The following is a 23,254-nucleotide window of genomic DNA, read 5'->3' as shown; positions in this document are numbered from 1 at the left end:
CCTACCTATTATCCCTCAACCGGTACCGCTGCTGGGGTCTGCTGCTGCAGCCAAGCGTTGACCGTCTCGGCCACCTCCCGGGGATAGATCAACCAGGCGCGGGTGTGGGCATCGCTCAAAACCTGCACCAACGGCGACAGCTCATTAATTTCCCGCACCCCCTCATCCGTCTGCAGCCGAATCCCTTTTTGATAGAGCGTATAGCCACGAATGGAACGGCAGTGCAACCCACAGTAGTAGGCCGCCTCCCACCCCCTTTGCCGCACCGCCTGCTGCACAGCAGTTAACAGCTCCTGACGTTGGGGTTCACTCCAGCGGGTCACCTCCACGATCTTGAACAAATCGCGCTGTAAAAAGCGTCGGCACAAATCCGCCACCACCGGGTCTGGGGCCTCCGTCCAGCGATGGAAATGGTAGTTCAGCACATCGTCATCGGCGGCCAAATAATCCGAGAGCATCAGGGTGTCAATCGGCTGGGTCAACCAGCGGCGCATCGTCGGGTCACAAAACAGGCCGTCGGGGTTTTGTTTAGCGCGGTCCAGCAACCGGCAGAGCATCCAGGTAGCTGCCACATTCTTACGGTGGTTATACACCTGGACATACATGAAATAGCGCACCACCAAGTAATGCTCAATCGCTGCCAGTCCCTTGCGGTGCACCACCAGGTCGCCGCTGGTGGGGTCGTAATCAATCGCCGCCAGAATCCGGTCCAAATCCAAGCGCCCGTAGGCTGCCCCCGTGAGATAACTATCCCGCATCAGGTAATCCAACCGGTCGCAGTCCAGTTGCCCCGACACCCATTGCCCCACAAACGGCAACGGATACTCCCGGCGATAGACCTGCAACACCTGGGGCAGCAGCAGGGGGTCAAAATCCTGCAAAAGCCCCCGAATGGTGGGGTCCTGCTCCAGAATCCGCTGCGTCCACCGTTCATGGTGATAATGAAACATCTCTTCCCCCGTGTGGCTGTAGGGACCGTGCCCCAGGTCGTGACACAACGCCGCCACCAACACCACCGCCCGGTGGGGTCGCAACTCCGGGTAAAGGTTTTGCAACCGGTCAAACACCCGGCGGGCCACCCACAGCACCCCCAACGAATGGGTAAACCGAGACCCCTCCGCCCCGTGAAACGTCAAACTGGCCGCCCCCAACTGGCGCAAGCGCCGCAACCGTTGAAACGCCGGCGTATCAATCAGGCGAATGAGCAAGGCCTCCACCGGGTCCTGCCCATCCAGCGTGATGGCCCCGTGTACCGGGTCATGGTAGGTGCGGGTTTTTCCCTTCATCCGCCATGCTCACTTCCCACCTTAGGACAGGTTAGGCGTTTTTCTGCCCCACCTGCGCCCAGACCCGCAGCGGCAACCCCCATACATAAATGAACCCCTCCGCCGCCCGATGGTCAAACCGGTCGCTATCGGTGTAGGTCGCCAAATCCGGGTCATACAGGGAGTAGGGGGATTGCCAGCCCACCACCGTAGCCGTGCCCTTGTGCAGCCGCAGCCGGATGGTTCCCGTCACCCGCTTTTGCGTCTCCCGGATAAAGGCATCCAACGCGGACTTCAGGGGACTAAACCACAGCCCGTTGTAGACCAGTTCGGCGTAGGTCTGCTCAATCCCGTACTTGTAGTGGAGGACCTCCCGCGTCAGGGTAAGACTTTCCAGGGCCTGGTGGGCCGTGAGCAACACCGTCAGCCCCGGCGCTTCGTACACCTCCCGGGATTTGATCCCCACCAGCCGATTTTCTATCATGTCAATCCGGCCCACCCCGTGCCGCCCCGCCAGAAAATTCAGTTGGGTGAACAGATCCACCGGCGGTAGTCGTTCCTCGTTCAAGCCCACTGGCTGCCCCTCCACAAACTCCACCGTGATGTATTCCGGCAGGGGGGGTGCCTGGGCTACCGAGCGCGTCAGGGTGTAAATCTCCTCTGGTGGTTCCAGCCAGGGGTCCTCCAGGGGTCCGGCTTCAATACTCTGCCCCAGCAAATTGCTGTCAATGCTATAGGGGGACGACTTTTTCACCGGAAAACTTAGGCCGCAGCGCTCCCCGTAGGCCATCGTCTCCTCTCGGCTCATGCCCCACTCCCGCGCCGGCGCCAGCACCTTAAGCCGGGGATTCAGCGCCGCAATAGCCACATCAAACCGCACCTGGTCATTGCCCTTGCCCGTGCAACCATGGGCTACCGCATCGGCCCCGTATTCCGCTGCCACCTCCACCAACAACTGAGCTATCAGCGGCCGGGCCAAAGCAGTCATCAGGGGGTAACGCTTTTCGTAGATCGCATTGGCCTGTATCGCCGGTATAGCATAGTCCCGCACAAAGGTTTCCCGGGCGTCCTTCACCAGGGCCACGCTGGCGCCGGCGGTCAGGGCTTTGTGGCGAATGGCCTCCAGCTGGTGTTGGCGACGGATTTCCAGCTCCGGGATGTCTGCCATATCCAAGGTGATGCCTTGACCCACATCTACCGCCAAAGCGATCACCTCCTCTACTCCCCACTCCTGCCGTAAGTAGGGAATACAGACTGTGGTATCGACCCCCCCTGAGTAGGCCAACACCACCTTTCGCGCCCGCTGTGCCATTGGGTTGCTCCCACTTGACCTCCCTATTCTCCATCGTAGCGGGAGACGATCCACTAAAATACGACGACATCGGTGCCAGCCAGCCCTTTCAAAACAGGAGGCGAATCAAATCACGGGCAATATTGGCACCGGCGCGGTAGTCACTCGGGGTTTTGGCGAAGGAAAAAAATGTAACGATCATCCCCGCGCCATTTAATTTTGTAATGGTTCGGGCTATCTAAAAATTCAAAACCCAGGACACCCAAATCGCGAACCAGTCGTTCTGTCTTACCTTGATAGCTGGTAAACAGTGACTTAATTTCTTGCTGAAATCTATCCCGGTTACCAGAGAAGGAATTACATGCCAAAATGTCCCGTAAAATGTGGTGGCGACGACGGTAATCATCGGGCAAACTATCCATGTGGGTTTTCAGAACACTCAAGATAGTATCGTAGATTTCGTCAGGATATAGGTCCGACTCTGTTCTCTTAAAAATGACAGTGAAATGGGGAATTTGATGAATAGAAGGTGACACTTCTAATCGCTGGTTAATCTTTCCATTGCCGACATATTCTAACAGTTGATCCACTTGCTCCTGCCATTGTTCCGTTTCCTGCTCTAACTGCTTGACATAATTGAGTGCATCTTGATAGTTATGCTGGATTTGATTGAGCTGATTGTGTAACTGTTGGCAGTTCTGTTCCAGATGTTGCACCTGCTGTTGATAGTGTTGACTTTCCCGTTCTAGTTTTTGATTTTCCGTCTCTAGGGCTTGGATGCGGACGAGGGCTAGCTGATGGTCGTGTTCCAGTTCCTGTAGGTTTTGGGTTGCTGCCTGATACTGCTGGACAACTGCTGTCAGTTCCCGTTGTACCTCCTGGAGGGTTTGTTCTGCTTGTTGGGCACGTTTTTGCCACTGGGAATGGACGCGCCGGTAGTGCTGCCATAACCAGATGATTCCCGCGAAACTAACCAGCAGCCCAAGCCAAAAGTTGACCATGGCAATCTGCCCACCGCCTGCATTTTTCCCCATAATTTCTCATAATATAGATGACGTTTTTGGGGGATGACCACCCGATGACCCTGCCGCAAACCCTGCCAGAGGCCATTGCTCAAGCCCAAAGGGCGGCCCAACAAGCAATAGCTGCCGGTGAAACCCGTTTACTGGTGGAGCTGTGGCTGCCGGAGGTTAAACCGATGGCGCTGGGATGGGCCTTCATGCAGGCGTTTGAGGCATGGGGGGAGCATGGCCGGGTGGTGTTTCCCGATGCGGGGGCAGCGGCCTTGGCGCGGCGGGATTGGGGGGAGGTGCCTTGGCGCTTGGAAACCCTGCGGGAACCCCATCACCCCACCGACCAGGGCGTGGTTGTCATTGCTCCCGACCCGGCGGCGGTAACCGAGGTGCGGCTACTGGTGGAAACGGCCCCCTGCCCTGTGATTCTGCTCAACCCCCGCCTGGAGGATGCGGCTACCGTGGGCATTGGCTATGCGGGTCGCCGGTTGCGTCGGGAATTCCTCCAAACCCTGGTGACCGCCTATCACCTGCGTCCGGTAGAGGGGGGAGCTGTTTTACGCCGCTACCCCGACCCCTGGCAGGTCTGGCGGGAAACCCTGGAAGGCGATTACCAAGCTGTCGGGGAGACAGCCACCAATCCAGACCCCGAGACCCTGGAGCGGTTACTGCATCCCCCTAGAGGTGGTTTTTGGCGGGGTTTGGAACGGCTGTGGCGGGCGCTGCGGGCCTAGTCCTCCCGGATTTGTTCCGCCTCCGGGCACTCGTCCGAGACTAGGGGTTCTAGGTTGCCCCGAGGAACGGAGGCGATCTTTTGGGTAATGGAACCGATGCTGTCAATGCGCACCATCTCTTCCCAGGAGCAAATTTCGTCCTCTTCCTCCGTTTCGTAGCGGAGAGTGACCAAGTCCCCCTCAATATCCACAATGCGAGCCCGCTCGATCATGCGTTGCTGGTCCTTGAGATAGACCCACACTTCGCGACCATCACAACAGAGCTGGTAAAGCTTGCGGTGTAACATCGGCGGTCTCCTCAGGTGAAAGAGTGACAAACAATAGAAACCTGTCCGGTTTTCCACAGGTTCTTCCTAATTCTCTAACATGGTGATTATTCTAACAATAGTCAGGCTGGAATGGGTTATGGACCAGCGGGTGGTGGTACTGCTATCGGGCGGATTAGATTCGGCCACCGTCTTGTACCAAGCCAAAGCCGAGGGTTATGCCTGTTACGCCCTGTCGTTTGACTACGGCCAACGGCACCGACGGGAGCTACAGGCAGCCCAAGCCATTGCCCAGCGGGCCGGTGTCGTCCAGCACGAAGTGATACCCATTGCCCTGGGACGGTGGGGGGGGTCAGCGTTAACCCAGGGGGATTTGGACCTGCCGCGCCACCGGTTGCCCGCCGAGATGAACCAGGGTATCCCCATCACCTATGTCCCCGCCCGGAATACGATTTTCCTCAGTTTTGCCCTGGCCTGGGCCGAAGTTTTAGGCGCGGTGCGGGTGTATATTGGGGCCAATGCCTTGGATTACTCCGGTTATCCCGATTGTCGCGAGGACTACCTGGCCGCCATGCAGCAGGTGTATACCCTGGGCACCAAGCAGGGCCGCGAAGGGCAACCAATTCTGCTCACCGCACCCCTGTTGCACCTGCACAAGGCGGACATCATCCGGCTGGGGCAAGCCCTGGGCGTCCCTTGGGAACTCACCTGGTCCTGTTACCGGGGCGAAGCGGTGGCCTGTGGGGTGTGTGATAGCTGCATCCTGCGGCGGGCGGGCTTCCGGGAGGCGGGGATAGAAGACCCCTTGCCTTATGCCATCACCCCAGAAAGCCCCCATGTTTGAGGACATCCTGGACCGGGAACGGGCCTTTCATGACGCCTGGGCCAGTGACCTGGATGTGGGGAGTATTCCGGTGGTTGAAACTTTCACCGCCTGTACCGCCCCAGAAAACCAGTTTATTCTCCGGCACCTGGGGGACCTGCGCAACAAACGGGTTTTGGACTTGGGGTGTGGTGCGGGGGAAAACAGCGTTTATTTGGCGTTGCAGGGGGCCTATTGCATCGCGGCTGATTGCGCGCCGGCCATGCTCGCGGTGGCTCAAAAGCTAGCCGAGCACTATGGGGTCACAATTGGCACAAAAGTGGTGAATGCTATGGCCATGGATTTCCCCGATGATACGTTTGACATTGTCTATGCGGCCAATCTTTTGCATCACCTGCCGGACCCCCTGGGGGCGATTCGGGAAATGCACCGGGTGACCAAACCGGGCGGCCATGTCTGTTTTTGGGACCCCTTGATCCATAATCCCCTTATTCAGGTGTACCGGCGCTTGGCTACCCGCGTGCGGACGGCGGACGAAAAACCTCTATCTATCGGCATTGTTGAGCAAATTCGTCCCCTATTTCGCCACCTGGTCTGGGATACGTCTTGGTTGACGACCCTGTGGATTTTTCTGCAATTTTATTTCCTCGAAAGGGTGGACCCTAACCGGGAGCGCTACTGGAAAAAAATCCTCCTAGAGCACCGGCGCCTGCAACCCACCTACCAGTTCCTGGAACGACTCGATCATTGGCTGAAACGCTTGCCGGGTATGAAACGCTGGGCCTGGAACCTGGCCGTCGTTGCCACCAAGTGACCTGACCACCCGACGCGTCCTGGAGGACTCGAACCCCCGACATCCGGTTTTGGAGACCGACGTTCTACCAACTGAACTAAGGACGCACAGACTCTTATGTTATCACTTCCTAGTTTACACCGGCGCCCCCGGTTCTGGCGCTCACTGGCCCCTTGTGATCTAACTTACACGGATGACCCCCCGTCTTCGGCTCTAATAAATGTCAGGGCAATCACCATCCTGGCGGCGGTATCCGACCTAAGTAAATGTACGTAGGTGTGCATACAATGTACGGTAAAATATCCATGTATTTACGGATGTCTGGGTTGAGGGGGTGGGCTAATGGCTGACTATTTGACGGACATTCTGTCCAATCCAGACGAGGAGGTGATTTACGCGGGGGTGTACCGGTGGGTGCGGCAGGAGACGCCGGAGCAGGTGTTGGCCCGGTTTTGGGAGTTGTTTACCGAGTTGCGGGGTGAAGCGTCGGTTGTTAGGGCTTTGGAGCGGGTGGTTTCCCACGGGGATGCCCCCAAGCGGTTTCGCTACATCCTGAACCGGTGTTGTTACATCCTGGTGAACTACTGGCGCAATCAGCCCCAGTATCGGGAGGCGATGGACCGGTTGGTAGAGTTATTGAGGCGACCGACGCCGGTGCGGGGCCTAGACCGGGGGCGTCCTGTGGGGACCTTGCGGCGTTTGTTTGCGGGGTTTGCCCAGACGGATTTGTACCTGCGGCTGTATCAAACGGTTGCCCTTCTAGAAGCCAGCGATGAACCGGCGGATGACCGGCCCCTGGCGGATTTGTTGCGCCGTTATCCCTATCTCTACGCGGCCCAGTTAGCGGGTGGGGAGGACCGGCAGTTGTTGCGGGAGCAGCAGGAGGTGGTGCAACAGTTGCAGACGGAGACTCAGCGCCAGTTCGAGTACCAGTTGGCCCGCTATGTGACCTATGAGTACCGGCGCGCCTTGGGGGCGGATAAAAATTGCCAACCGGTGAAAAATCCCACGCTGCTAAGCAATCAGGAACTCTATTGGGCGCTGAAGTGCTTTGGCGGTCGGGGGGAAAATGGCCTGACCTATCAGGAGCGGGCGGAGAAGTTTCTCCAGGAAAATCCCCAGGGGCAAAACTACCGCTTGTTCAAACAGAACCTGGCCCATTACGTTCTTAGCACTTTGCCGCTGGGGATCAACCGGGATACCTTTGCCCGCCAGTTGTACAAGTTTATGGAGGGGTTGTTTCCCCAGTTTGATGACCAGGGGGTTGATGATTTTCTCTTGACGCGCACCTGTAGTCGCCTGCTGAATTGCCTGGTCACGGACGGGGCCCAACCGGGAAATCACCAAACGTTCATTGACTTGTTGTGTCAATTGGGGCCGACGCGCCTGGTGGGTCTGCTGCTAAAAATCGTGTTGATTTGCCGCAAGGTCAAGGGGTATCTGGAGCGGTTGCTGGGTCACCTGTTTGACTACTACGCGGAAAAGTTACAGGGGGAGGTGCGTTGGCTCATCAAGGTGTTGGAGAATTTCAAGGTGGCTTTCAGCTTGCACTTTGGGGTGGTGGATTTGCGTTTCATCCGCCAGTTGTTCGCCTAGGGCATTGCACAGACGTACCCAGTCAGCGGCGCTGATGGCTTCGGCCCGCACGGTGTCGGGATAACCGAGTTGCTCCAGGGCAGAGAGAAGTAGGCTGCGGTCAAGTGGCAGGGTATTGCGCAGCATCTTGCGGCGTTGGCTGAAGCCTTGGCGCACCCACTGCTCAAACCGGCGGGGATACAAAGCTATGGGGTCCGGCGAGCGGGGGGTTAGGCAAATCACGGCGGAATCCACCTGGGGACGGGGGTAAAAGGCATCGGCAGGGACATCGCAAACCCAGGTGCAATGGGCCAGGTACTGCAGGAACACCGACAGAGACCCAAAAATTTTGCTGCCGGGGGCGGCGGTGAGGCGTTGGGCGACTTCCTTTTGCACCAGTAGCACCACCCGTTGCCAGGGCCAGGGCCAGGGGCGCGACGGGGTCCCCACCAGGTAGCGCAATAGGGGGCCGGTGATGTGGTAGGGGATGTTGGCCACGACTTTGTTGGGGGTAGGAAATTGGGGATTGTGCGCTAAGGCTGCCGGCAAATTAAACCTTAAAATATCGGCCTGGACTAGCCAAAAATGCTCGTGATGACCGTATTTTTTGTGCAGAAATTGCACCAATTGGGCATCTAATTCCACGGCCAGTAATCCCTGGACCCGGGGGAGCAGATGGCGGGTGAGTTGACCGGTGCCGGGGCCGATTTCCAGTACGCTATCGGTGGGTTGGAGTTGGGCTGCCTGTACGATCCGCTGCAAAAGGTCATCCCGCTGGAGCCAGTATTGGGCTAGGGCTTTGCGGGGGCGGGGCGCTCGGGTTGCCATAGGGCCAGCAATTTTGAATACAGTTGTTGCCACTGGGCCTGTAACGGTGCCGGGGTCACGACCCCTTTTTGCAGCAGCACCACTTCATCCTGTAACCCTATGATGCCGTACTCGCCGCGGGTGATGCGCTCGTTGAGCAGGCGAATATCCCAGGCATTGTGCAAGGGCAGGTTGAATCGGCGCCAATACCACAAATCGGCGATGATGTAATCAACGGGCGCAATTTGCCGGTCATCTAGGCGCAGTTGGTAGTGGGGCAAGCGCACGATCCCCCGCCGGCCGGATAAAGGGGGGACCAGTTGATTAGTAGCCGCCACGGTGGCGTCGGGGGGAATTTGGCGAATCAGGGCCTGAATGGCCTGGCGATGGGACCAGCGTTCGGGCAGCGGTACCCACACCCAGGGTTGCACCGCATCCGGCAGTACCCAAGAAAAGGTCTGGTTGGGATTGGCCAGGATAATTAGGGCAATGGACACCGCAATGCACCACCGCCAAAACGCTAAAAAGCGTTGATGGAACCGATCCAGATGTTGCGACCACCAAAGAATCGTGCCGTAAAAAAGGGCCGGCACCAAATTCATGGCATAGCGCACGTTCAGCAGCAGGGCGATGGGGGAGTTTTGCAGGATGCGTTGCCCCAGGGGAAAGATCACCATTGCCCAGGCCGGCCCGGACAAGGCAGGCACCAACCCCAACGGCAACCACTGCCCCAGTAAATACAGCAGAATGCCCAGGGGACGACGGCCAATGATAACTAGCACCTGCAGGGGATTGGTCAGTAGGCCCCGGAGAATGTCTAGGGTACTCGCAGCATCCACCCCATCCCCCATCACCTGCCCGAAATAACCCGGCAAAAACCGGCGGCTCAAATCATCCGAAAACAGGGGCATCCAGACATTGGTCACCAGCACCACATAGAGAAAGCTCAGCCCGCACACGGCCAGCCCCACTCGGGGAAACCGGCGACTCAGCAGCCAATACACCCCAAATCCAAACACCACAATCCCCGTGTCTTCGCGAATCATCAACGTCAGCAGGACCAAGGGCCAAAACAGCCACCAACGGCGTTTTTCCAGGCTCAAAGCGGCCCCAAACAAAAATAGGGGCAACTGCACCGCATCGTGAAAATTTCCCAGAGCCGGACCAATAACCGCCCCAGCACCGTAATAACTGGCCGTGATCCACCAGGCCAACTTCGGCTCCAGCCAGTGCCGCGCCAAATAGTAGAGAACGATGCCTCCTGCCGTCAGTAGGGCAGCTTGCAAAACAATCAGGGTGACCGGCGACGGGGCCAGGGCGTAAATCGGCAGCCAAACCAGCAGCGCCGGCGTGAAATGCTGACCCAACCGACGGTAGAAAACGCTGGGGACATCGCCATCTAACTTCACCGCCACGGACAAGGTAGAAGACAGGGAACTTTCAAACCAACGCCCCTGGACGCTGTTCCAATACACCTGGTTGAAAATGCCGTGGTCAATGGTGGCGAAAAAGGTGCTGTAGCGCAGCAGGAGAAGGCTGAGGATGGCTATGAAAAAGAGCAAGGCCACGCCGTAGGGGGTATAGGGCTGGCGTAGCTGTCGTATCCCTTTACCGCTCATCCCCAGGCGTCCGACCGTCAATGTGCCCCCCCATTTTACCTCCAGCGGCATGCACTACCCTAGAGATATAAAGTATTAGCGGCGCAATGATTGTATGACCCCCCGACCGCTGTTGGGTCAAACCTTGCCGGAGCTGACCGCCTGGGTAACCGCCCAAGGTCAACCCCCCTATCGCGCTAAACAGTTGCACCAGTGGCTCTACCGGCAAGGGGTGCGCGAGTTCCAAGACATCACCGTGTTTCCCAAGTTCTGGCGGGAGCAGGTGCAGGTGCCCATCGGCCGCTCCCAGCTCCATCGGCAGGTGGTGGCCCAGGACGGTACGGTGAAGTTTTTACTGCGCCTGCACGACGGAGCGTTAATCGAAACGGTGGGCATTCCCAGTAACGACCGACTGACGGTGTGTGTCTCGACCCAGGTGGGCTGCCCCATGGCCTGCGATTTCTGCGCCACCGGCAAGCAGGGCTTTACCCGTAACCTGGCGCTGCACGAAATCCTGGACCAGGTGCTGACGGTGCAAACGGCCATGGGGCGGCGGGTGTCCCACGTGGTGTTTATGGGCATGGGCGAGCCTTTGCTGAACTTGAAGACGGTGGTTAAGGCGGTGCGCCGGCTCAATGAGGACTGCGGCCTTTCCCAGCGGGCCATGACCATTTCGACGGTGGGGGTGCCGCGGCAAATTCGTCGCCTAGCCCAGGAACACCTGCAAGTGACCCTGGCGGTGAGCTTGCATGCCCCTAGCCAGTCCCTGCGCCAGCGGCTTATCCCCAGTGCCCGCCATTACCCCTTGGAGCAACTCCTGGCCGACTGCCGCCACTACGTCCACACCACCAAACGGCGGGTGAGTTTTGAGTACACGCTGCTGGCGGGGGTGAACGATACACCGGAGTTGGCCCGGGCCTTGGCCAGATTGCTGCGGGGCTGGCAGACCCATGTTAACCTGATCCCCTACAACCCCATTGCCGAGGCGCCCTACCAGCGACCCACGCCGGAGCGGGTGCAGGCCTTTGCAGCGGTGCTCTCAGAACAGGGGATTGCGGTGACGGTGCGCCAGACCCGGGGGTTAGACGCCCAAGCCGCCTGTGGTCAATTGCGGGTTTGGGAGCAACAGGGGCGATGACATCGGCTTTGCCCTGGGAGTCGGTATGGGATTATCCCCGTCCACCGCGGGTTGAACCGGTGCCCTATCGCATCCAGATTTACACCCAGGGGCTGTGCCTAGCCGATACCCAGCGGGCCTACCGGGTGTTGGAAACCAGCCATCCCCCTGTTTATTACCTGCCGCCGGCGGATATCCAAATGCAGTATCTGTGCCCCAATCGCCGCCGTAGTTTTTGTGAGTGGAAGGGCTGGGCGCATTACTACAACCTGCACCTAGGGGAGCGGGTGATAGACGATGTGGCCTGGGCCTATGCTGACCCCATGCCGGCCTACCGGGTTATCCGGCATTACCTGGCCTTTTATGCCCAAAAGCTGGAGCGCTGTTTGGTCAACGGGGAAGTGGTCAGGCCCCAGCCGGGCGAGTTCTACGGGGGGTGGATCACCGGCAACCTGGTGGGGCCTTTCAAGGGGGAACCGGGTACCGAACACTGGTAGCCCCAGTAACGATTGGTAACAATTGGCGCTATAATGATGCGTAATCCTGGAAACATCCCTGGTGCGGATGGGTCGGCGATAGGCCGTTTTCAGGTGATTGAGGTTTTGGCGGTTTCAATCAGGGTTCAAGACTCACCGTCTGAGGTGGGGTGCTTGAGGATAGGGGTTGAACCGGAACGCGCCAGTGGAGGCCGGGAGATGATTTTGATGTTTTAAGGAGTATGGATGTCTAAACAGATTATCCTGGCGGAACAACACCGGATTGCTGCCGTGTTTGCCGATGACCAAATCCAGGAGTTGGTGGTGGCAACCGGCAATGTGCAGGTGGGGGACATCTTTTTGGGGATCGTGGAGAATGTGTTGCCGGGGATTGACGCCGCCTTTGTCAATATCGGCGACCCGGAACGCAATGGCTTTATCCATGTGTCGGACTTGGGTCCCCTACGTCTGAAAAAAACGGCAGGCGCCATTACCGAGTTGCTGCTTCCCCAACAGAAGGTGCTGGTGCAGGTGATGAAGGAACCCACCGGCAACAAGGGGCCGCGCCTGACGGGCAATATCACGCTGCCGGGGCGTTATCTGGTGCTGATGCCCTACGGCCGGGGGGTGTTTCTTTCCCAGCGGATTCAAAATGAAAACGAACGCCATCGCCTGCGGGCCTTGGCCGTGCTGATCAAACCACCGCAAATGGGGCTGCTGGTGCGTACCGAGGCGGAAGGGGTCAACGAGGAAGCCATCATGGAGGACCTGGAGGCCCTCAAGCGCCAGTGGGAAAAAATCCAGCGGGATGCGGCGACGGCTAAAGGCCCAGGCTTGCTCAACCGGGATGATGACTTCATCCAACGGGTGCTACGGGATTTCTTCAGCGCCCAGGTCAACCGCATCGTCACTGACACCGCCGAGGGGGTCAAACGGGTCAAACAGCAACTGAGCGCTTGGTACGGGGGGAAATTACCGCCGGGACTCCTGGTGGACCATCACCGGGAACCGATCCCCATCCTGGAGTACTTCCGGGTGAATGCGGCGATCCGGGAGGCCCTCAAACCCCGGGTGGATTTGCCTAAAGGGGGTTACATCGTGATTGAGCCGACGGAGGCCCTGACGGTGATTGACGTGAACTCGGGGTCCTTTACCCGGTCGGCCACCTCTCGGGAGACGGTGCTGTGGACGAACTACGAGGCGGCAACGGAGATCGCTCGGCAGTTGCGGTTGCGCAATATCGGCGGGGTGATCATCGTGGACTTTATTGATATGGAGGACCGCCGCGACCAGTTGCAGTTGCTGGAGCACTTTAGCAAGGAACTGAAACAGGACAAGGCCCGCCCCCAGATTATCCATTTATCCGACCTGGGACTGGTGGAATTGACCCGCAAGCGCCAGGGGCAAAGCATCTACGAACTGTTTGGGCAGACCTGTCCCCATTGCAGTGGGTTAGGGCATTTGGTGCGGTTGCCGGGGCAGGCGACAGCCGAAGGGTTGACCCCCACTATTCCCCGACCGGCAGCTCCTAGTGAGCGTACCGAAAGTGTGGAGGAGATTGGCTTTGCCCCCACCCCCAATCCCGAACTGGCCTACACCACGCCCATGTATCCGGTGGTACCTCTAGGCAGTAGCGGCAGCGACCGGAGTGGTGGGGGGAATGCCAATAACCGGCGGCGTCACCGGCGGTATGAAAAACCGGCTCCTCGGGCAACGGCGGAACCAGAACCACCACCTTTTGCTCCGGCGACTACCAGCCCGCCCCCGCCCAGTGGCAACAATGGCGCCCGGGATACCTACCCGCGTCGGCGACCGGCCAAACCCACGCCTCCCCCGACCCAGGTGGTGACCGTTGGGATGACGCCGGAAGAGCAAACGGTCTATGCTGAGATGGGGGTGTCGCCCTTGGTGTTGACTGGGCAAACCCATTTACAGGACGTGGTGGTGGAGGTGCGGTTGCCGGAGGAGGTGGCGGCTATGAAGGCGGAAACACCGACGCCGTCCCCTGAGGTGGAATCGTCAGCCTCCCTGCCGTCCACGCCAGCGCCAGAAACAGGGGAAGCCATGACAACGGTTCCCTCGGTGACCGACACCCGGCGACGGCGGCGGCGTTCGACGACAACCCTGACAGAGACGCCAGTACAAACCGCTGCCGAGTAGCATGGGGCGCACCTACCAGGTCACGGCCATCAACCTACAGTGCCAGAGTCTGGGGGAGGCGGACCGGTTACTGACCATCCTCAGCCCAGAGCGGGGACTGCAACGGGTGGTGGCCCCCGGTGCCCGCAAACCCCATTCTCCCCTGGCAGCCTTGACGGGCCGGCTGACGGTGAATCGCCTAGAGTTGCGGGTAGGCCGCTCGCTGGACCGGATTGTGCAAGCGACGCTGGTACGTAGCCACCAGCACTTGGCCCAGGACTATACGCGCTGGGTAGTGGCCCAATACTTCGCCGAACTGGTGCTGGGGCAGGCCCTGGTCAATGCCCATCAGGGGGACCTCTTCGACACCTTTGGGCGTCTGCTGGCCGAGGTAGCCCATCTGTCCCCCGAGGACCCTTGGCCGCTAGTGGTGCAGGGGCTATGGCAATTACTGACCCTGGCGGGTTGGCAACCCCAGGTGCGGTTGTGTTGTTGGACGGGAGGACCCGTATCACCGCAACAGCGCCTGGGATTCAGCATTCCCCTGGGGGGATTGGTTCGTTTGCCCTTGCCGCCGACGGTGCCCCCCTGTCGGGTCCTTTCTCCCGATCAGGTGCAGTTGTTACAGGCCTTGGCGGACCCCCCCTGGCCCCCGGCCGCCCCCTGGCGCAGTCTCGAACCGCTTTTGCGGGGCTATGCAGAATATCACCTGGAGCGGCCCATTCGGTCGGCCTCCCTGCTGTATAGTACGATTACGCCTGCATCCTCTTTAGCCGGTTCATGAATCTGCTGCCCTCCCCTCCTCACACCGATGGGGCAAGTCTCTGGTCAAACCACAACTTTTTATTGCTGTGGCTGGCGCAGGTTTTTTCCCAACTAGGGGACAAGGTGTATTTGGTGTTGATGATCGCCTTGGTGGACCAGCAATTCCATGACCGTGCCACTATTACGCCCCTGGTCAGCGGTATCATGGTCGCTTTTACGATCCCGGCGGTCTTGTTCGGGTCCCTGGCGGGGGTGTTGGTGGACCGCTGGCACAAACAACGGGTGCTTTTTATCACCAATGGGTTGCGGGGGGTGCTGGTGCTGCTGTTGATTCCGGTGCTGGGGTTGGGGGGGTCGCCCTGGGTTAAGTGGCTGGTTCTGTTGGCTGTAACGTTTGCCGTCTCCGCCCTCACCCAGTTTTTTGCGCCGGCGGAACAGGCAGCAATCCCCCTGGTGGTGCCCAAGGAACAGCTGCTGTTGGCCAACTCCCTGTACACCACCACCATGATGGGGTCGCTCATTGTGGGGTTTGCCTTGGGGGACCCCTTGTTAAACGTGGCGGCGCAGGTTTTGCCCCAGGGCCGGGAATGGTTTGTCGCCGGTGCCTACTGGGGCGCAGCGGTGTTGCTATTGACCCTGCGGGTGCCGGAGCAGGCGCCAGCAACGGTACATACCTTGGCTCAGGTGGGGCAGGATTTGCGGGAAGGATGGGCGCTGCTGCGGGCCAAGCCCCTGTTGGGCAAAGCGGTGGCGCGTTTGGTGGTCCTGTACAGTGTTTTTGCGGCCCTGGTAGTGATGACGATTCAACTGGCAGAACAACTGCTGCGACCGTCCCAGTTCGGCTTTTTGCTGGCGGCGGCAGGAGCAGGGGTGGCGCTGGGGGCCTTGCTGCTGAGTCTCTGGCCGGCGGTCCGGCGCTGGCATCGGTGGGGAGGGTTGATGATGGGGGCGGCTTTGCTGGGACTGGCCTTGACGATCCGCAGTTTGACCTGGGCTTTTATCTGGTACGGTTTGCTGGGGCTGGGGGCGGCCTGGGTGGCTATTCCCCTGCAGACGCTGCTCCAGGCAGAAACACCGGAGGCCATGCGCGGCAAGGTCTTCGGTTTCCAAAACAATGCGGTCAACATTGCCCTGAGTTTGCCCCTGGCGGTGGTGGGAGTTGCGGCGGCGCGCCTGGGGTTGCCGATGGTGTTGGTGGGATTGGCGGGATTGGTGACCCTGCTGGCGGTCTGGTAGCTTGTCGGGGGCCAACGGGGGTGGTAGGGTTGAAAGGGGAAGTGGCAACAGGTAGCCCGTGCGACCGATTACTGTTTTGGGATCAACCGGCTCCATCGGCACCCAGACGCTGGACATCGTCGCCCAGTACCCTGACCGGTTTCGGGTGGTGGGGTTGACGGCCGGACGTAACATCGCCCTCTTGGCTCAACAGATTCAGCGGTTTCGCCCGGAAATCGTCGCCATCCAGGAGGCCTGCTTACTTCCTCAACTGCAGGCAGCGATTGCCCAGGTGCAACCCCCACCCCAACTGCTGGCCGGTCCCGAGGGCATTGCGGCGGTGGCAGCCTATGGGGATGCGGAAATCGTGGTGACGGGGATTGTGGGTTGTGCGGGCTTGCTGCCGACCATTGCCGCGATTCGGGCGGGGAAAAACATTGCCCTGGCCAATAAAGAAACCCTGATTGCCGGGGGGCCGGTGATTTTGCCGTTGTTGGCGGAATACGGGGTCAAGCTACTGCCGGCGGATTCGGAGCACTCGGCGATTTTTCAGTGTCTGCAGGGGGTGCCGCCCGGGGGCCTGCGACGCATTATCCTGACCGCTTCGGGAGGGGCCTTTCGGGATTGGCCTGTGGAAAAAATGGCCCAGGTGACCGTCGCTGATGCCCTAAAACACCCCAACTGGAGAATGGGACCCAAAATCACCATTGATTCGGCGACCTTGATGAATAAGGGGTTAGAGGTGATCGAGGCCCATTTCCTGTTCGGCCTGGACTATGACCACATTGACATCGTTATTCATCCCCAGAGCATTGTGCATTCGTTGATCGAGTTGCAGGACACGTCGGTTTTGGCCCAGTTGGGTTGGCCGGATATGCGGTTGCCCTTGCTCTACAGCCTGTCCTGGCCGGAGCGTTTCCCCACCCCCTGGAAGCCCTTGGATTTGGTCAGCATTGGCAGTTTGACCTTTCGGGCGCCGGACCACCAGAAATATCCCTGTATGCAGTTGGCCTATGCAGCGGGACGGGCAGGGGGGGCCATGCCGGCGGTCTTGAACGCAGCCAATGAGCAGGCGGTGAGTCTTTTTCTAGCAGAAAAAATTGCCTTTGCCGATATTCCCCGCTTGATTGCCGGCGCCTGTGAAGCCTATGCCCCAGTGAACCCAGCCTACCCCAGCCTCGACGACATCCTGGCGGCCGATGCTTGGGCGCGCAACTACGTCCTCAACGCCTGGAGGACGCCGGCGCCGCTGCAGATAGCCCTTGCTCCATCGCCTGCCACAGTTCCACCAAAACCGTGTTCGCCATAAGAAACCCCTGGGGCGGGACCAAAAACCAGCGGTCGCCCTGGCAATCCACCCAACCTTGGTCTCGGTAACGTTGCAAGGTCTGGACAAGGGCAGCCTGGACAGAAGGGGGTAAGTCCGCCAGCAACTCCATTAAATCCACCCCTTCGTGCAGTCGCAGTCCCAGCATCAGGCGCTCGAAGCATACCTCCACCGGAGTAACAGACGGCCCTTGGATGTACACCCCACCCGCTTGCGCTTGGCGCTCCACCCATTGCAGGTAGCCCGACAAGGTCGCCGGCCGGGAAAAGCGCACCCCTTGCAGATAGCTGGTCGCCCCTAGGCCAAAGCCGTAGTAGGGTTGATTGCGCCAGTAGGTCAGGTTGTGCCGACAGGCGTACCCCGGTTGGGCGTAGTTGGAAATCTCATAGTGCCCGTAGCCATGACGCGTGAAAAATTCATGGGCTATGACATACATCTGCACGGTAAGCTCTTCCGGTGGCAAGGCTAGCTGGCCCCGCTGGACATCCCGGTAGAAACGGGTTTTGGGTTCCAGGGTGAGGTCATAGGTGGACACGTGGCGGGGCCGGGCCTGGACAGCCTGGGTCAAACTGTATTGCCAATCCGCTAGCGTTTGTCCCGGCAGCCCTTGGAGCAAATCCAGATTCCAATTCTCCCAATCCAGGCGATGTAACTGCTCAATGGCCACGGCAATATCCGCCACCGTATGGGTGCGACCACTGCGCTGCAATAGCGCCGGCACAAAACTTTGCACCCCCAAACTCAAGCGATTGACCCCCAGTTGCCGATAGTCCCGCAAATACTGGATGCCCGGCGTTCCCGGGTCCGCCTCCAGGGAAATTTCTGCCCCCTTTGCCAGGCCAAAGCGCTGCGCTAACGTCTCCAAAAGCACCGCCAGTTCCTGGGGTGTAAGCAGCGAAGGCGTACCCCCACCAAAATACACCGATTGCAGCGGCCCACCAACTACTGGCGTCAGCCGAATTTCCCGAGCCAGGGCCTGCAAATAGCGCAAACGCCAAGGGGAATCCGCCCGGGCATCCGCCACCACCGGAAAGTCGCAGTAGTAACACCGCTGGCGACAAAAAGGAATGTGGACGTAGGCCGCCGTGGCCATCAGACCGTACCGGGGGTAGTCAACTGGGTCAACACCTCACTGGCGCGGTTCAAAAACGCCTGCATACTATCCGGGTCAAAGCTCTTTTGCGCCATCATCGCCAGGTCATAAATGTGTTGACACAGGTTGCGCAGCAAATCTTCCCGGGACCCCTGGCCACTTGTCCCCACCAGCACATTGCCTTGGGCCAGACGAATCAGATTCTCCACCAGGGGGTGCGCTAAATTCACCACCAGCGTATGTTCTTCGGGAAATTCCGCCTTTTGCGCTTGGAACAAGGCTGTCATATCCCGCAGGCGACGCAAGGTTTCCGGCAGCAACACCATCGCCGGCGGTGCCTGACCCGTTAGGGATTCAGTGCGAATCGTCAGCTTGGGTTTATTCAGATATTTCTGGAACAGTTCCTGCACCAATTGCGCCCGGGTCTTGTTCGTCTTGGGGTCAACAATTTCCGTCGCTTTACTCGTATCAATCAAACTGGCATCTAGGTCCGCATCCACCCGACTAAAGCGCACCTGGGCATACTCCTGCTCCAAAAAGTGAATAAAGTGGGTGTCAATGAAACTGTCCATAAACAAGACCTCCAGGCCCTGATTTTTGTGCAGGGTAATGTAGGTCGCCTGGGCCGCCTCATCCGTCGCGTAGAACACCCGGTTTTCGTGACGCCCCTTGGCCCGCTCCAGATAGCCCTGTAATGTGGTGTAGTTAAAGGTGGTCTCCCCTTGGCCGTTGGGGGCCGGTAAGGACACCGTCGTTCGATAAATCAGAATGTCTTGCACCTGCTTTTTGAACTTTTCGTCGTGGATGCAGCCGTATTTAACAAATAGGCCCAAATCCGGCCAGATGCGGGTGTAGTGGGCAAAGTCATTTTCGTAGAGTTCCCGCAGGCGGTCGGCAACTTTTTTGGCAATAAAGTCCCCAATGCGGCGCACAGTGCGGTCCAGTTGCAGGGCACTGCGGGAGACATTCAGGGGAATATCAGGACTGTCAATCACCCCCCGCATAGGCAACAAAAACCGGGGTAAAATCTCTTCGCAATGTTCGCTGACAAAAACCTGGTTGGCAAAGAGTTTGAGCTGACTGCGGGTGACATCCAAATCAGGGCGCAACTTGGGGAAGTAAAGAATGCCGTTGAGTAAAAAGGGGTAATCCGTCTGGAGATGCACCCACAACAGGGGGTCTTCCTGCCCAGGATACAGGTAGCGATAAAACTCCAGATAGTCCTTTTCAGTAAGCTGGCTAGGTGATTGACGCCAAATGGCTTTTTGCCGGTTGAGTACTTCCCCGTTGAGCTTGATGGGCACCGGCATAAAGTCAAAGTATTTTTGGGCCAGCTCCCGGATGCGCTGGGGTTCTAAGTACTCCTCTTCCCCCTCCATCAGGGTCAGCGTTACCGTTGTCCCCCGTTGCTGCCGGTCCGCAGAGCGCAGGGTAAACTCCGGTGAGCCACTACAGGTCCAGTGCACCGCCTCGGCATCTTTTTTGTAAGAAAGCGTGTCAATTTCCACCTGTTGCGCCACCATGAAGGCGGAATAAAATCCCAGCCCAAAGTGGCCAATCAAGGGCCGGTCCCCCGCCTGGTATTTCTGGATAAATTCTTCGGCGCTGGAAAAGGCCACCTGATTGATGTACTTTTTCACTTCTTCGGCGGTCATGCCAATGCCGTTGTCGGTAATGCTCAATTGGCGCTTGTCTTTGTCAATGCTCACGACAATTTCCGGTTGAAAGTCCCCCAATTCCGTCTCACCGGCATAGGCCACCATCTTCAGTTTTTCAATGGCATCCACCGCATTCGACACCAATTCCCGGAAGAAAACTTCATGATCGGAATACAGGGACTTTTTGATGATGGGAAAAATGTTCTGGGTATGGATGGTAATGGTGCCTTGCTCAAACATGACCCTAACCTGCTAGGGTAACCAATGGGCAATTTTATTTTAGGCAGTTCCATGCGGGTAGTACAGGTGTGGATTTCCGGACGGGTGCAGGGGGTGGGCTATCGGGCGGCGACCCGGCAACAGGCTCTGCGCTTGGGCCTAAGCGGTTGGGTGCGCAATCTCCCCGATGGACGGGTGGAGGCGGTCTTTGCTGGCCCAGCGGAGGCGGTGGATAAGATGATCGCCTGGTGTCATCAGGGACCACCGGCTGCCCAGGTGACGTCGGTATTGGTAGAGCCTTACACCGGACCAATGCCAGTCGGATTCACCGTTCGCTAGTGATTGTCGGTTGGGCCGTCTCTCTGGTAGCCTAGATGACTAAACAGAGCTAGGGAGTTGACGCCATTGCCACGCCGCTATTTGTTTACGTCGGAATCTGTCACGGAAGGTCATCCGGATAAGATTTGTGACCAGATTTCGGACACAATCGTGGATGAGTTGCTCACCCGGGACCCCTACAGTCGGGTGGCGGCAGAGGTGGTGGTGAAAAATAACGATTTGTTTATCCTGGGGGAGTTGCAGACCCAGGCCCCGGTAACGGCGGCGGATTACGAGCAGTGGGCCAAGCGCAAGATTGCGGAAATCGGCTACACCAATCCCGAATACGGGTTTTCCAGTGACCAGTGCCGGGTGCATGTTCTGATGGATGTGCAGTCGCCAGAGATTGCGCAAGGAGTGGACCGGGCGCTGGAACAGCGGGCGGATGGCAGTGTGGACCCCCTAGACCAAACGGGAGCAGGGGACCAGGGGTTGATGTTCGGGTTTGCCTGTGATGAGACGCCGGAGTTGATGCCGCTGCCGATTGCCCTGGCCCATCGGTTGGCCCGTCGGCTGGCTCAGGTACGTAAATTAGGGGAGCTGCCCTACCTGCGGCCCGACGGCAAAACGCAAGTGACGGTGATTTATGAGGATTTCCAGCCGGTGGGGATTGATACGATTCTCATTTCCACCCAACACGACCCGACGATTGGGGATTTGACCAGTAACGAGGCGGTGCAGGGCCGCATTAAAAGGGATCTGTGGGAGGCGGTGGTGTTGCCGGTGTTTGCCGATACGGCGGTGCGCCCGGATGCCCAGACGAAGTTTCTGGTTAATCCCACGGGTCGGTTTGTGACGGGGGGGCCTTGCGGGGATTCGGGCTTGACGGGTCGCAAGATTATTGTGGATACCTACGGGGGATATGCGCGCCACGGCGGGGGGGCGTTTTCGGGCAAAGACCCTACGAAGGTGGACCGGTCGGCGGCTTACGGTTGTCGGTTTGCGGCCAAAAATATCGTGGCGGCGGGACTGGCGCGGCGGTGTGAGGTGCAGGTGAGCTATGCCATTGGCAAGGCGCGGCCGGTGAGTGTCCTGGTGGAAACGTTTGGAACGGGGCGGGTGCCGGAGTCGGTGCTGTTGGAGCTGATCCAGAAATACATCGAACTGCGGCCGGCGGGTTTGATCCAGGCGTTCCATCTGCGGGATTTGCCCCGGGAGCGGGGGGGACGCTTTTACCAAGATGTGGCGACCTACGGGCATTTCGGGCGCATGGACTTGGATTTGCCCTGGGAGCACACGGAACTCAGCCAGCAGTTGCGGGAGGCGGCCCTGTCAGTGAGCCTGTAGCCATGCGCTTTACCATCCTGAGTCATGCCGGGCTGTGGGTGGAGGAAGGGGGGGTTTCGCTGCTGGTGGACCCCTGGCTGCGGGGTTCCTGTTACTGGCGCAGTTGGTGGATTTTTCCCGAACCACCCCGGGAGTTGATTGAGTCCCTGCAGCCGGATTACATCTACATCACCCATTTGCACTGGGACCATTTCCACGGGCCGTCGCTGCGCTATTTCGACCGGGAAACGCCGATGCTGGTACCCCTGGTGCACAGCCGCCGGATGGTGGAGGATTTGCAGGCGTTGGGGTTTAAAAATATTCGGGAGATTCCCCACGGGGGGACAGTCCGGTTGGGGGAGAATTTCTTGCTTTCGTCGTTCCAATTTGGCATTACGGTGGATTCGGCGGTGGTGGTCACCAACGGGCGGGTGACGTTGCTCAATGCCAATGACTGTAAGTTGTTTGGGTTGCCGTTGCGGCAGATTCAAAAGCGGTTTCCCCGGATTGATTTTGTGTTTCGCAGTTTTTCTAGCGCGTCGGCCATTCCCTATTGCATTGAGGATTATCAGGAACGCTTTGGCAGTTTTCGCTCGCCCCAGGACTACATTGAAGAATTCACGGAATTTAGCTTGAGTGTGGGGGCGCGCTATGCTATTCCCTTTGCCAGCAATTGTTGTTTCCTGCACCGGGAGACGCGCCCGTTTAACCGGACTCGGGTTTCGCCGGTGGCGGTGGCGGAGTACTGCAATCGCATGGCGCGGCTGCGGGGCCTGCCCACCGAATGTGTGGTGATGCCGCCGGGGAGTTCCTGGTCGGAAACGGAGGGGTTTCAGGTGCGGGAGTTTGACTACCAACGGGCTGATGAGTACATTGAGGCACTGGCCCAGAAGTACCAAGCTACCCTGGAACGGCAATATGCTGAGGAGGCCCAAGCCCAGCCGGACTATCTCGCCTTTGAGCGCTATTTCACGCCCCTGTTGAAGGCCCTGCCCCCGGGGTTGCCGCGGCTTTCCCGCATGACGGTTGTGTTTCATATCCCCCAAAACGGGGACCACTACTGGCTGTTGGATTTGGGGAAGCGGCAAGTGCACTGTTTGACGGCACCGGTGGAGGCCACCCTGACGATTACTGTACCGGCGCTGGTGATCAATGACTGTTGCCACAAGCGCATGTTTTCTACCTGGGGGCCGTCGAAGCGGTTGCGGGTGCGGTTGGGACCGGGGGCGTCTTGGCTGGATGTGCGCTTGTTTTTGTCGCTGTTGGATGCCTGGGAGAATGAGTATTTGCCCCTGGGGAAGCATCTTCAGCCCCGTTATGTAGGGATTTGGCTGCGGCGCTGGCGGGAGTTTGTAGAAGCGGGTCGGTTAGCCTGGCGCTGGCGCCGTAAAAGGCTGCGGGTAAAAGAACTTTATCGGCAGGAGGCGGCGCTCTAG

General features: G+C 58.8%; 21 protein-coding genes and 1 tRNA gene. 13 read left to right on the top strand and 9 right to left on the bottom strand.

The features are described from left to right. Positions 1–8: 8 nt before the first annotated feature. From Q6L55_07545 to Q6L55_07535, 3 genes are all read right to left on the bottom strand, one after another. Positions 9–1,286: an HD domain-containing protein gene (locus Q6L55_07545; GenBank protein ID MEN9258562.1), complete on the bottom strand. Its 1,278-nt coding sequence runs from the start codon at positions 1,284–1,286 to the stop codon at positions 9–11. Positions 1,287–1,317: 31 nt separating this feature from the next. Continuing rightward, positions 1,318–2,577 carry an argininosuccinate synthase gene (locus Q6L55_07540; protein ID MEN9258561.1) on the bottom strand — a complete coding sequence of 420 codons (1,260 nt, stop codon included), beginning with the start codon at positions 2,575–2,577 and terminating at the stop codon, positions 1,318–1,320. 140 nt (positions 2,578–2,717) lie between these two features. After that, positions 2,718–3,590 carry a hypothetical protein gene (locus Q6L55_07535; GenBank protein ID MEN9258560.1) on the bottom strand — a complete coding sequence of 291 codons (873 nt, stop codon included), beginning with the start codon at positions 3,588–3,590 and terminating at the stop codon, positions 2,718–2,720. 44 nt (positions 3,591–3,634) lie between these two features. Here Q6L55_07535 and Q6L55_07530 point away from each other — a divergent pair, with 44 nt between their 5' ends. Further along, on the top strand, positions 3,635–4,303 hold the full coding sequence (locus Q6L55_07530; GenBank protein MEN9258559.1) for a DUF1995 family protein: 669 nt from the start codon (positions 3,635–3,637) through the stop codon (positions 4,301–4,303). On the opposite strand, the gene Q6L55_07525 is transcribed toward Q6L55_07530, so the two are convergent. Then, complete coding sequence (locus tag Q6L55_07525; protein MEN9258558.1) at positions 4,300–4,590, bottom strand: hypothetical protein; 291 nt, start codon at positions 4,588–4,590, stop codon at positions 4,300–4,302. The genes Q6L55_07530 and Q6L55_07525 overlap by 4 nt on opposite strands. 79 nt (positions 4,591–4,669) lie before the next feature. Here Q6L55_07525 and queC point away from each other — a divergent pair, with 79 nt between their 5' ends. Together queC and Q6L55_07515 are read left to right on the top strand one after the other, a co-directional pair. Then, on the top strand, positions 4,670–5,413 hold the full coding sequence (gene queC / locus Q6L55_07520) for a 7-cyano-7-deazaguanine synthase QueC (GenBank protein ID MEN9258557.1): 744 nt from the start codon (positions 4,670–4,672) through the stop codon (positions 5,411–5,413). Beyond that, the gene (locus tag Q6L55_07515) at positions 5,406–6,206 is read left to right on the top strand and encodes a class I SAM-dependent methyltransferase (GenBank protein ID MEN9258556.1); all 801 of its coding nucleotides are present in this window, start codon (positions 5,406–5,408) and stop codon (positions 6,204–6,206) included. Before queC ends, Q6L55_07515 begins: the two co-directional genes overlap by 8 nt. Before the next feature lie 13 nt (positions 6,207–6,219). On the opposite strand, the gene Q6L55_07510 is transcribed toward Q6L55_07515, so the two are convergent. Beyond that, positions 6,220–6,292 (bottom strand) — tRNA-Trp (locus tag Q6L55_07510). Positions 6,293–6,527: 235 nt separating this feature from the next. On the opposite strand from Q6L55_07510, the gene Q6L55_07505 reads away from it, so the two are divergent. After that, a complete protein-coding gene (locus Q6L55_07505; GenBank protein MEN9258555.1) occupies positions 6,528–7,781 on the top strand; it encodes a hypothetical protein in 1,254 nt (417 codons plus the stop codon). Here Q6L55_07505 and rsmA read toward each other — a convergent pair. Continuing rightward, on the bottom strand, positions 7,671–8,588 hold the full coding sequence (gene rsmA / locus Q6L55_07500; protein MEN9258554.1) for a 16S rRNA (adenine(1518)-N(6)/adenine(1519)-N(6))-dimethyltransferase RsmA: 918 nt from the start codon (positions 8,586–8,588) through the stop codon (positions 7,671–7,673). The two genes, Q6L55_07505 and rsmA, sit on opposite strands and share 111 nt — an antisense overlap. After that, on the bottom strand, positions 8,552–10,186 hold the full coding sequence (locus Q6L55_07495; protein ID MEN9258553.1) for a DUF2079 domain-containing protein: 1,635 nt from the start codon (positions 10,184–10,186) through the stop codon (positions 8,552–8,554). Before Q6L55_07495 ends, rsmA begins: the two co-directional genes overlap by 37 nt. Positions 10,187–10,280: 94 nt before the next feature. On the opposite strand from Q6L55_07495, the gene rlmN reads away from it, so the two are divergent. From rlmN to Q6L55_07465, 6 genes are all read left to right on the top strand, one after another. Further along, positions 10,281–11,303 (top strand): 23S rRNA (adenine(2503)-C(2))-methyltransferase RlmN, encoded by a 1,023-nt coding sequence (gene rlmN, locus Q6L55_07490; protein ID MEN9258552.1) that lies wholly within the window; start codon positions 10,281–10,283, stop codon positions 11,301–11,303. After that, positions 11,300–11,779: a DUF427 domain-containing protein gene (locus tag Q6L55_07485; protein MEN9258551.1), complete on the top strand. Its 480-nt coding sequence runs from the start codon at positions 11,300–11,302 to the stop codon at positions 11,777–11,779. The genes rlmN and Q6L55_07485 overlap by 4 nt, the downstream gene beginning before the upstream one ends. A gap of 225 nt (positions 11,780–12,004) precedes the next feature. Next, complete coding sequence (locus Q6L55_07480) at positions 12,005–13,918, top strand: Rne/Rng family ribonuclease (GenBank protein ID MEN9258550.1); 1,914 nt, start codon at positions 12,005–12,007, stop codon at positions 13,916–13,918. A gap of 1 nt (position 13,919) precedes the next feature. Next, entirely contained in the window at positions 13,920–14,681 is a 762-nt protein-coding gene (gene recO, locus Q6L55_07475) for a DNA repair protein RecO (GenBank protein MEN9258549.1), read from the top strand. Next, the gene (locus Q6L55_07470) at positions 14,678–15,898 is read left to right on the top strand and encodes an MFS transporter (protein MEN9258548.1); all 1,221 of its coding nucleotides are present in this window, start codon (positions 14,678–14,680) and stop codon (positions 15,896–15,898) included. Before recO ends, Q6L55_07470 begins: the two co-directional genes overlap by 4 nt. A gap of 58 nt (positions 15,899–15,956) precedes the next feature. After that, positions 15,957–17,186, top strand: a complete 1,230-nt coding sequence (locus tag Q6L55_07465) for a 1-deoxy-D-xylulose-5-phosphate reductoisomerase (GenBank protein ID MEN9258547.1) — start codon at positions 15,957–15,959, stop codon at positions 17,184–17,186. On the opposite strand, the gene hemW is transcribed toward Q6L55_07465, so the two are convergent. Then, on the bottom strand, positions 17,101–18,297 hold the full coding sequence (gene hemW, locus Q6L55_07460) for a radical SAM family heme chaperone HemW (GenBank protein MEN9258546.1): 1,197 nt from the start codon (positions 18,295–18,297) through the stop codon (positions 17,101–17,103). The genes Q6L55_07465 and hemW overlap by 86 nt on opposite strands. After that, entirely contained in the window at positions 18,297–20,195 is a 1,899-nt protein-coding gene (gene htpG / locus Q6L55_07455; protein MEN9258545.1) for a molecular chaperone HtpG, read from the bottom strand. The genes hemW and htpG overlap by 1 nt, the downstream gene beginning before the upstream one ends. Positions 20,196–20,246: 51 nt before the next feature. On the opposite strand from htpG, the gene Q6L55_07450 reads away from it, so the two are divergent. The 3 genes from Q6L55_07450 to Q6L55_07440 are packed head-to-tail and all read left to right on the top strand — an operon-like array spanning position 20,247 to position 23,254. After that, positions 20,247–20,513, top strand: coding sequence for an acylphosphatase (locus tag Q6L55_07450; protein MEN9258544.1), 267 nt, complete (start codon positions 20,247–20,249; stop codon positions 20,511–20,513). Between the two features lie 57 nt (positions 20,514–20,570). Beyond that, the gene (metK, locus tag Q6L55_07445) at positions 20,571–21,839 is read left to right on the top strand and encodes a methionine adenosyltransferase (GenBank protein ID MEN9258543.1); all 1,269 of its coding nucleotides are present in this window, start codon (positions 20,571–20,573) and stop codon (positions 21,837–21,839) included. 2 nt (positions 21,840–21,841) lie between these two features. Beyond that, positions 21,842–23,254, top strand: coding sequence for an MBL fold metallo-hydrolase (locus Q6L55_07440; protein MEN9258542.1), 1,413 nt, complete (start codon positions 21,842–21,844; stop codon positions 23,252–23,254).

The sequence above is a fragment of the Gloeomargarita sp. SRBZ-1_bins_9 genome (assembly GCA_039794565.1).
Taxonomy (GTDB): Bacteria; Cyanobacteriota; Cyanobacteriia; order Gloeomargaritales; family Gloeomargaritaceae; genus Gloeomargarita.
This window is presented reverse-complemented; position numbering and strand designations above follow the sequence as displayed.

Coding starts and splice junctions, on each gene's coding strand:
- Q6L55_07545 (MEN9258562.1), bottom strand. CDS start 1,286: ATGAAGGGAAAAACCCGCACCTACCATGACCCGGTACACGGGGCCATC.
- Q6L55_07540 (MEN9258561.1), bottom strand. CDS start 2,577: ATGGCACAGCGGGCGCGAAAGGTGGTGTTGGCCTACTCAGGGGGGGTC.
- Q6L55_07535 (MEN9258560.1), bottom strand. CDS start 3,590: ATGGGGAAAAATGCAGGCGGTGGGCAGATTGCCATGGTCAACTTTTGG.
- Q6L55_07530 (MEN9258559.1), top strand. CDS start 3,635: ATGACCCTGCCGCAAACCCTGCCAGAGGCCATTGCTCAAGCCCAAAGG.
- Q6L55_07525 (MEN9258558.1), bottom strand. CDS start 4,590: ATGTTACACCGCAAGCTTTACCAGCTCTGTTGTGATGGTCGCGAAGTG.
- queC (MEN9258557.1), top strand. CDS start 4,670: ATGGTGATTATTCTAACAATAGTCAGGCTGGAATGGGTTATGGACCAG.
- Q6L55_07515 (MEN9258556.1), top strand. CDS start 5,406: ATGTTTGAGGACATCCTGGACCGGGAACGGGCCTTTCATGACGCCTGG.
- Q6L55_07505 (MEN9258555.1), top strand. CDS start 6,528: ATGGCTGACTATTTGACGGACATTCTGTCCAATCCAGACGAGGAGGTG.
- rsmA (MEN9258554.1), bottom strand. CDS start 8,588: ATGGCAACCCGAGCGCCCCGCCCCCGCAAAGCCCTAGCCCAATACTGG.
- Q6L55_07495 (MEN9258553.1), bottom strand. CDS start 10,186: ATGAGCGGTAAAGGGATACGACAGCTACGCCAGCCCTATACCCCCTAC.
- rlmN (MEN9258552.1), top strand. CDS start 10,281: ATGACCCCCCGACCGCTGTTGGGTCAAACCTTGCCGGAGCTGACCGCC.
- Q6L55_07485 (MEN9258551.1), top strand. CDS start 11,300: ATGACATCGGCTTTGCCCTGGGAGTCGGTATGGGATTATCCCCGTCCA.
- Q6L55_07480 (MEN9258550.1), top strand. CDS start 12,005: ATGTCTAAACAGATTATCCTGGCGGAACAACACCGGATTGCTGCCGTG.
- recO (MEN9258549.1), top strand. CDS start 13,920: ATGGGGCGCACCTACCAGGTCACGGCCATCAACCTACAGTGCCAGAGT.
- Q6L55_07470 (MEN9258548.1), top strand. CDS start 14,678: ATGAATCTGCTGCCCTCCCCTCCTCACACCGATGGGGCAAGTCTCTGG.
- hemW (MEN9258546.1), bottom strand. CDS start 18,297: ATGGCCACGGCGGCCTACGTCCACATTCCTTTTTGTCGCCAGCGGTGT.
- htpG (MEN9258545.1), bottom strand. CDS start 20,195: ATGTTTGAGCAAGGCACCATTACCATCCATACCCAGAACATTTTTCCC.
- Q6L55_07450 (MEN9258544.1), top strand. CDS start 20,247: ATGCGGGTAGTACAGGTGTGGATTTCCGGACGGGTGCAGGGGGTGGGC.
- Q6L55_07440 (MEN9258542.1), top strand. CDS start 21,842: ATGCGCTTTACCATCCTGAGTCATGCCGGGCTGTGGGTGGAGGAAGGG.